We start from the raw sequence: 7,494 nt of genomic DNA, 5'->3' as shown, positions 1-7,494 counted from the left end.
GTCGCTCCCGTGGCTCCTGTCGCTCCCGTGGCTCCTGTCGCTCCTGTTGCTCCTGTGGCTCCTGTTGCTCCCGTGGCCCCTGTGGCTCCTGTCGCTCCTGTTGCTCCCGTGGCTCCTGTCGCTCCCGTGGCCCCGGTCGCTCCTGTTGCTCCAGTGGCTCCTGTTGGACCCGTCGGACCGGTTGGACCTACCTTCTTATCTTTTTCCTTATCACAGCCACAGAAGACATTAATTACATTTTTATTGTTGTTTTCATTATTGTTTTCGTTATTTTTCTTTTTCTCTTTTTTCTCTTCTTTCTCTTCTTTTTCTTTTTTGTGCTTCTTCTTTTTCTTCTTTTTCTTCTTATCCTTGTCCTTATCCTTGCATTCTCCTTTGTAACGCTCATTGAATCTATCCATAAATGATGACATCTCTTCTCACTCCTTTTAATAAAAATTGGTAAACGCAATATATTTATATTGAAGGAGGAAAAGATTGGTATCGGACATACGTACAAAAAATAAAAACAATTTTAAAAATAATAAAAAGACCTATTCTAGTTAATTGAATAGGTCTTAAGATTAACCTTTTTAATAATTGATACAAACTAAGCATATAAAACAAAATCCTTAACCACACCAAAATACTCACGTATATAATAATTTACTTTTACAAAAAATGGGGAATCTCCACCAAGACCATAAGACGTTAAACCATTTTCCCCTGCTAGATATTTGGCTCGAAACAAGTGATAATCGCTCGTAATAATAAGAATTTTTGGATATTTTATACCTAGTTGAGTCATCATATCACTAGAAAACTTCAGATTTTCGTTCGTGTCAGTGGATAGACTTTCATAATACACTCTGTCCTCTTCAACGCCGTTCTTCACCAAAAATGTTCCCATCGCCTCTGCTTCAGTGATTGCCTCGCCTGGACCTTGTCCACCTGATACAACCACTGGGATATTTCGGTTTTCCAACAAAAACTCCAGTCCCACATCCAATCGTCCTTGTAACGTTTTTGAGGGTTCCTCTCCTCGTAAACCAGCTCCAAGGATAATAACAAAATCTATTTCTTCCTTATTATATTTTTCCTTTGAATAAGCCTCTTTGAAAATTAGCCCCTCCACGGTAAAAAAGGAAATAAGAAATAGGATATAACCAAAAATAATCACATTCCGAGTAATAACCAATGGACGAGAAGATTGTTTATTTTTTATCAACCACCTAATAATTACAACAGCTAAAATATTTCCTATGATAAAAAGCACACCAAAGCTCACCTAAGTAACTCCTAATCTAACAGTAAATTTTATAATAACATCTTTGTCCATGGTATGATGGTATCAAACCTAAAGGGAGTTTTCACATGACTAGGCATTTAATTATAGAGAAAATAAAAACCTACTACGGTGACAAGAACACTGAGTATCATTGGATTTCAGAAGGCTTTCAAAATATTATGATTAAGTGTACTCATCAATCTAGAACTATTTTCGTTCGAGCTACTGAATCTAATCGTCGTCCGCTTGACATGCTACAAGCGGAAATTGACTGGTTATTTACATTATCAAAAGCTACCCTACACGTTCCCACTGCTCTCCCATCACATCATGGCAATTTAATTGAAAAAATTTTTGTTGAAGAAACCCCTTACTACTTAGTAGCTACTAATGAAGTAGCGGGAGAACCTCTGAATGTTACGAATAAAAAGATATGGAATACCCAGCTATTTGAAGAATGGGGTGCCACACTCGGTCGTATTCATCGGTCAACACCTAATAAGACACTATACAGACCTAATCAATGGGAAGCTAGCTCAACCGTCATGGAAACCATTAACTATTTTACACTAAAAGAAAATGAAGAGATGAATCATAGGTTACAAGAAATGGTTCATGAAATTAGTAAGCTGCCTACCGACCCAGAAGTATTTGGTCTTATACACAACGATTTTCACCAAGGAAATATAATCATGCAGCCACAAGGAATAGGTGTCATCGACTTTGATGATTGTATGTATAGTTGGTATGCACAGGACTTCTCAGTGGCACTGTATCACGCATACTGGCAAGCTACTGAAATTGCCGGATTAGATTCATCTTTCTCAACCACTTTCCTTGATTCTTTTATCCAAGGTTATGAAAAGTCATATCCACTTTCACCTGATACAATAAAGCAAATACCTCTATTCGTGCGCTGGAGAGAGTTTTTCCTCTATGCCTTATTTAAGAAAAAATGGCCCTTGCATGCTTTACAAGATTGGCAAAGCTTTACGTTAGAAAAGTTACGTAACAGAATTCTTACTGGTGAAACATACATACCCATTGTTTAGAAACCTCGTAAAAAGCTGTGACATTTGTTCACTGCAATTTATTTAAATGATTCTAAAACAATTTTCCCTATTGTTTTTCCTGACTCTAACATTCGATGAGCCTTGCGTAAGTTCTCAGCATGTATCGGTGTTAGAGTCTCTTTGAGGGTTGTTTTTAACATTCCTTCATCAATCAATTTACTTACTTTATTCAATATGTGATGCTGTGAGATCATATCCTCGGTTTCAAACATCGCTTTTGTAAACATAAATTCCCAAACAAAGGTGACGCTCTTACTTTTTAAAGTATTCAATTCAATGGGGTACTTGTTGTCAACAATAGAACAAATCTTCCCTTGAGGCTTAATAACCTCCCCCATCGCATTCCAATGCTGGTCCGTATCGTTTGAGCATAAAATGTAATCAACATTTTTTATTTGCAAATTAACCAATTGATCTTTTAGCGATCCGTAATGGTTAATCACAAAATCAGCACCACAATCCTTGACCCACATTACTGTTTCTTCACGAGAGGCTGTAGCAACCACTTGTAATCCAGCCCACTTTGCTAATTGAATGGCAATGGACCCAACTCCACCAGCTCCACCTATAATGAGGATAGTTTTAGAACGATTTTCGTTTTTGTTTGTTGTATCAATTCCGAGGCGTTCAAACAGCGCTTCCCATGCAGTGATAGATGTTAAAGGCATAGCAGCTGCTTCAGCAAAATTAAGTGTTTGTGGCTTTTTCCCGACAATTCTTTCATCTACCAAATGATACTCGCTATACGTACCTGGCCTATTCAAACTTCCCGAATAAAAAACCTCATCTCCAGGTTGAAACAATGTGCACTCCTCACCAACTTCAACCACCACTCCAGTTGCATCCCAACCAAGAATTTTCGGATCTGTTTCCTCAACGTTCTTCGGTGAACGTACCTTTGTATCCACAGGATTAACCGATATTGCCTTTATTTCTACAAGGAGATCCCTCCCTCTAGCTGAAGGTTTTTTTATATTAATATCTATTAAGCTATCTTCATGATCGATTGGTAAGTATTTATATAAACCAACTGCTTTCATTAATTATTACTCCTCCTGTTTTTAGATCTATATATTAATTCGATAAATGGTTCCTTTTTCCTCCCAAAAAGAAAAGAGCTGCTATAAAAGCAACTCCTTCTATTTTACGTTCTTTAATTTATTTCTGTCTGGTGCACCAGGTGGTTGTTCAAGCCATCCATAGTCAATGAGTAATTGCGCACCGTCTTCAGCTAATAAACCTATTTCTGTAATCATCTTTACATAACTTCCTGACAAATCTCGTCTTTGACACATCGACAAAGCTTCCCCATAATACCCAATAGTTGCTGAGAGAAGTGAGGTAATGTGATACATCATAAGTTTTTCTGAAAAGGGAGCAACAGATGAATCTGTCACTTCTTCTTCATATGATTTTGGCGCGTGTAGATTATCGTCTGTCAGCATTTTAGATAAAACATCTATATGCTTCTTACAAAGTTTTTCCGCACGTGTCATAAATTGTTCAACTTCTTTTAGTTGTGTCACTTGTCTGAAGCCCAGTTCTAATACAACTTTTACAACGTTCTTATGCATATTAATATACGTACCACCGATTTCAATCGAATTAATAGGACGACGATCTCCAAACCACCCGGTCAAAAAGCTTTGTTTCGTTACATAATCTACGGTATGCTTGTTTGTCATGGTAGGAGGTTTACTGATAATGCCCTTATTCAAAACCACATCAGTGGCATGATCATACAATTCCGTAGTTTCAGCACTACACTGAATAAAATACTTCCTTACATCCTCTCTAACACATGTTCCAATTGCACCTGCATACCTGGTCAAGCCATGTATGGACATTGTATGAATGTACACGATCATAAAAGTATCGGTGAATAAAGGTGGTGCGCCCACCAACACATCCTCATCTGTAAAACCTATTGGGATTGGAAGCTCTTCTTTAGTAAAAAACTCTTTTATTTTCTCAAGATGAGTTTCTGATAAGCTAAGGACATAACGAAGCACTTTTTCAATCGCTTCGTCTTTTACATGATAAATAAAATGGCGAAGAACACATTTGGACAAACTGTCACTGATATACTGCATCCACATGCTACCCACCTCTGGAGCAGTTAATTTTACATTGTGAAAGGTATGTTCCATGATTTCTCCTTTCGTGATTCTCTTTCCCTGTATTGTAACCAAATCAGGAATAATCATGTTTAACTTTCATGATTTATACTAAAGCCTTCCATATGTCTCTTTGATAATAGTTTATCTACCTTTCGATTTTCTTTTGTTTCAAAAATAATATCGAAATCATAATCTGGCGGATACAACTCATTTGCCTTAATATGAAGAGTTAAACGCTTATAGTTATAAGACTCCTTTTTTCCTTTTATTTGAACGATGTAGTTCCCTTTCTCGCCCGGGCCTTTGTATACTATACCAAACACATCCTCAGGAGACACAATGACATTATCACCTTGATTAAACTTTGGAACTGATGAGTTTGATATTTTCACTCCTTTTTCTCTCGATTGATACTTATTGATAATAATTTGCTTCTCGAGTTCTCTTTTTTCCTGTGGTGAGAAATGCGTTTCTGGATACACCTTGTCTTCTTTATAGGTTATTTGATGAGCTCTTTCGATGATCTTCGGGTGAATCCCTAGTTTTAGCGCAATCGCAAACGCTTGGCTTTCTCCTCCCTTCCCTATAATCAGTCGATAGGTTGGGCGAAGGGTTTCTATATCAAACTCCATCGATCCGTTAATAAATCCTTTTTGATGATCCGCAAACTCTTTGATCTCACTATAATGTGTCGTTGCTAATAATGTTGTTCCCTTCTTGTAGAGTTGTTCTAGGATTGCTGTTGCTAGCCCCATTCCTTCAGCTGGATCAGTTCCTGAACCTAACTCATCCAATAATACTAATGTACGATCATTGGCTTCTTTTAAAATGTCAATAATATTTACGATTCGTGAACTAAAGGTACTTAGGTTTTCTAAAATACTCTGTCCATCCCCTATATCGACTAAGATATTTTGAAAAATACTCACTGAACTACCTTCTGCAACCGGTAGGTGTAAACCCGCTTGAGCCATTAGTGTCAAGAGTCCAACCGTTTTTATGACAACTGTTTTCCCACCCGTATTAGGACCTGTAATGACTAACGCATGTTCAGGTGACCCAAGCTTAAAGTTTAGTGGGACAACATTTTTACCTAATAAAGGATGTCTTGCTTCAATTAATTCAATATAGTGATTTTCGTTTATAGATACACTTCTCCCATCGATTGCTCGGCTAAACTTTGCCTTTGCAAACAAAAAGTCATAGTGAACCATGGTTTCGACTGCCAAACGGATTTGCTGTTCTTTTTCTTCAACTAACCCGGTAAGATACATTAAAATCTTTTGAGTTTCCGCTTCTTCATCCATCTTGGTCTTGGTAAGCTGGTCTTGGTAAGTGGTAATTTCTTCAGGTTCAATGAATAAAGTCGATCCTGAGGCAGAAGTATCTAGAACCGCCCCTTTTACTTTTTGACGATATTCCTTTTTCACTGGTATCACATATCTTCCATCTCTTTGACTAATAACACTTTCCTGCAAATAGGTTTTTAGTTTGGATGATCGGACGATTTGTTGAAGTTTTTCTTTTAATCGCTCTTCTTGTATTGCTATTTGTTTTCTAATTTTGAGCAATTCCTTGCTAGCGTAATCGTCCACAACGCCGTTTCGTATACAGCGATTAATTTCCTCCGCCAATCCAGGCAAGTCATCGATGGAGTAAATATAGCTAGTGACTCGAGGAGCTAAATACTCCTTATCTTTCATAAAGCGTCTCATTTTTCCACAGCAATCTAAAAAGTCATGTAGCTTCATTAATATATCCGCACGAAGAGCAACCCCTTTATTGATACTACCCAGTAAGGTATCAATTCCTTCTAGTCCGTGAACAGGTACACTTGAACTCTTTTTCATGATCTCCGCTGCTTCAGTTACTTCATCGATCCATGATTGGATTTGTTTTAAATGAAAGGAAGGTGTGAGTTGTAACACCTTTTCTTTTCCTTGACTGGTTAATGCATAATGAGCAATTTCTTCTTTTATTACATCAAATTGCAATGTTTCAAACGTATGATTATTCAATTTTTTTCCTCCTAGTAGAGTAAGAAACTGATTTCGAAGGGATAGCTTACGCTATCTCTTTTACTTTCAGTTTCTCCTCATCAAACCGTACGTGAGGTTTTCCCTCATACGGCTTTCCGACGTTCTTCTTTCTTTGGCTTTACGGTATCTAACTAGCTAATTTCACTAAAATATGTTCAACTTCTTTTCTTACGTCCTTTAGATTCCCATGTTTCCTACGGTTGTTTCTCTTCTTGTTGTAAAACAAGGTGAGGCGTTCTAGGACATACCAATCGATTCTATTTAGCCATTTCTTCCCTTTAGGGGAAAGTTGGTAATAGTTCTTGAAGCCTTGAAGCTTCTTATTCAGTCCTTTTACCAATTCACGGATATCCAAGTAAAGTTTATTCCTTGGTTCCGTATAGGCTTTTATCTTCGCACGCATTTTCTTCATTGCGTTCTTCTTTGGTATGTGAGACATGACATGTATTGTTTTTCCACCTTTTAATCTTTTTGGAAACTTCCGATTGTGAAAACCCAAGAAATCGAATCCATCTGTATCATTCCATAGATTAACTAGCCTTGATTTATCTCTATTTATAGAAAGGTCGAGTTTTCCCATTATTGNATAAGGATATAAGAAGTAGTCCTTATCCACAATTGGTAAATTATTTCCTTTTAGTATTGGTAAAGTGGGTCAAATGTTAAATCGTCTAGGTGATCCACCTCACCTTCGTCAAATTGGCGTACAATCAATGCGAAATCTTTTTCCCAATCATATTTTCTTCGTCCTTTTGAGTGTCGGGATGGTTTCTGGAAAAGAGCACGAATAAATGCATCAAGCCCTTCTTAAAGACAAGTTTCTAAAGTCCTTTTCAGCCCTAACAGGCTGCCATCGTGGCTGACTCTAAATTGAAGTAATACTTCAAGACAATATGTGATCAAGGCAATCCAGATTTGATTATAGACAGCATTTTCACTTTTTCCAAAGAAGGATTTGATCTTCAGATGTTGTTTCATCCATTTAAAAAAAGTTT

The 7,494-nt window shown here is 37.3% G+C and carries 7 protein-coding genes and 1 pseudogene; 1 reads left to right on the top strand and 7 read right to left on the bottom strand.

Features of this window, described 5'->3' with window-relative positions; genetic code table 11:
• Nucleotides 1–413: hypothetical protein (locus ACFFHF_RS02325; RefSeq protein WP_377057539.1), on the bottom strand; the 413-nt coding region annotated here is incomplete at its 3' end.
• Between the two features lie 176 nt (nt 414–589).
• Entirely contained in the window at nt 590–1,267 is a 678-nt protein-coding gene (locus ACFFHF_RS02320) for a YdcF family protein (protein ID WP_377057538.1), read from the bottom strand.
• 86 nt (nt 1,268–1,353) lie between these two features.
• Here ACFFHF_RS02320 and ACFFHF_RS02315 point away from each other — a divergent pair, with 86 nt between their 5' ends.
• Nucleotides 1,354–2,319, top strand: a complete 966-nt coding sequence (locus ACFFHF_RS02315; RefSeq protein ID WP_377057537.1) for a phosphotransferase enzyme family protein — start codon at nt 1,354–1,356, stop codon at nt 2,317–2,319.
• 38 nt (nt 2,320–2,357) lie between these two features.
• On the opposite strand, the gene ACFFHF_RS02310 is transcribed toward ACFFHF_RS02315, so the two are convergent.
• The 5 genes and pseudogenes from ACFFHF_RS02310 to ACFFHF_RS02290 all read right to left on the bottom strand — a co-directional run.
• Nucleotides 2,358–3,380 (bottom strand): zinc-binding alcohol dehydrogenase family protein, encoded by a 1,023-nt coding sequence (locus ACFFHF_RS02310; RefSeq protein ID WP_377057536.1) that lies wholly within the window; start codon nt 3,378–3,380, stop codon nt 2,358–2,360.
• 99 nt (nt 3,381–3,479) lie between these two features.
• Nucleotides 3,480–4,490 carry a DUF3231 family protein gene (locus tag ACFFHF_RS02305; RefSeq protein WP_377057535.1) on the bottom strand — a complete coding sequence of 337 codons (1,011 nt, stop codon included), beginning with the start codon at nt 4,488–4,490 and terminating at the stop codon, nt 3,480–3,482.
• 59 nt (nt 4,491–4,549) lie between these two features.
• Nucleotides 4,550–6,478, bottom strand: coding sequence for an endonuclease MutS2 (locus ACFFHF_RS02300; RefSeq protein ID WP_377057534.1), 1,929 nt, complete (start codon nt 6,476–6,478; stop codon nt 4,550–4,552).
• A gap of 148 nt (nt 6,479–6,626) precedes the next feature.
• Nucleotides 6,627–6,911: a group II intron maturase-specific domain-containing protein gene (locus ACFFHF_RS02295; RefSeq protein WP_377057533.1), complete on the bottom strand. Its 285-nt coding sequence runs from the start codon at nt 6,909–6,911 to the stop codon at nt 6,627–6,629.
• Between the two features lie 395 nt (nt 6,912–7,306).
• Nucleotides 7,307–7,494 (bottom strand): annotated as a pseudogene (locus tag ACFFHF_RS02290) (IS4 family transposase); the annotation flags it as partial.

The sequence above is a fragment of the Robertmurraya beringensis genome, assembly GCF_042433785.1.
Classification (GTDB): domain Bacteria; phylum Bacillota; class Bacilli; order Bacillales; family Cytobacillaceae; genus Robertmurraya_A; species Robertmurraya_A beringensis.
The sequence above is the reverse complement of the archived record's forward strand: the minus strand, read 5'-3'. Positions and strand labels throughout refer to the sequence as shown.

Excerpts from the sequence above, each read along its gene's own strand:
- ACFFHF_RS02315 (WP_377057537.1), top strand. The coding sequence starts at position 1,354 with ATGACTAGGCATTTAATTATAGAGAAAATAAAAACCTACTACGGTGAC.
- ACFFHF_RS02310 (WP_377057536.1), bottom strand. The coding sequence starts at position 3,380 with ATGAAAGCAGTTGGTTTATATAAATACTTACCAATCGATCATGAAGAT.
- ACFFHF_RS02305 (WP_377057535.1), bottom strand. The coding sequence starts at position 4,490 with ATGGAACATACCTTTCACAATGTAAAATTAACTGCTCCAGAGGTGGGT.
- ACFFHF_RS02295 (WP_377057533.1), bottom strand. The coding sequence starts at position 6,911 with ATGAAGAAAATGCGTGCGAAGATAAAAGCCTATACGGAACCAAGGAAT.